The 862-nt window shown below is 43.2% G+C and carries 1 protein-coding gene; it reads right to left on the bottom strand.

The features are described from left to right. Window positions 1-117: 117 nt before the first annotated feature. Window positions 118-862 (bottom strand): transposase (locus ACFO1S_RS21630; RefSeq protein WP_378127552.1); only part of this gene is annotated, 745 nt, incomplete at its 5' end.

Here is an 862-nt window from a genome sequence, read left to right as displayed (position 1 = left end):
GAGGCCACTGAAGAACTTACGATTTTCTAGTAAGACTTAGCTATGAGTATAAAAAATGCGACATCTATTCCAGTTATGGGAATAGAGTCGCATTTTTTATACCGTTAAACCTCTTGTTTAGTCAGCCATATTCAATATTCTCTTGAGATTAACTGCAAAAATCGCCATAGCCCCTTGTATCTGCATACCTGATAAACCCGAGGACGTCGCTATGTCGTACCCGTGCCTATGCTTTAACTCACTGTTCTTCGCCTCTATTTTGTAGCGTTCTTTCGCCTTCTCTTTAAAATATACACTTTCCTGGAACGCCATTTGCTCTATGTGTTCACTGGATTTTATCGTCACAGAGTATGTCTTTTTCTTTGCTCCGTCCTTGTAACATCCTTCTTTTATCGGACACCGTTTGCACTTCTCAACGTCAAAGAAGTAAGTGTCGCTTTGGTTTTCTCCAATTCCCTTTTTCCCTTGTCTAGCTTTGCGAATCGCCATATGGCCTGCCTTGCATACGTACATTCCTGCATCTTTATTGAACTCAAATTCTTCTTCCTTCTTACGCACGCCATGAGTGATTTGCGGGTTTAGCTTGGAGACTAGTTCGATGTCGTTTTCCTTGCTATACGCGAGGTTATACCTCTCAGAATAAGCCATATCTCCAATTACCGTATTCACTTTTACTCCGGCAGCCTTGCTTTTTTCAATAAGTGTCTGTAGTTGCTTTCCATCGCTTTTCTCGCCCGTAGTGACAATGGCTGCTGTAATGATTCGCTCCTCGGTCATGGCGATATGCGTCTTGTAGCCAAAAAACGAGGAATCCGCGCTCTTGTGCCCGATGCGCGCATCCTGATCTTGTGAAATACGCAGT

The organism is Cohnella boryungensis, from assembly GCF_042651945.1.
In the GTDB taxonomy this organism is placed as follows: Bacteria; Bacillota; Bacilli; order Paenibacillales; family Paenibacillaceae; genus Cohnella; species Cohnella boryungensis.
This window is presented reverse-complemented; position numbering and strand designations above follow the sequence as displayed.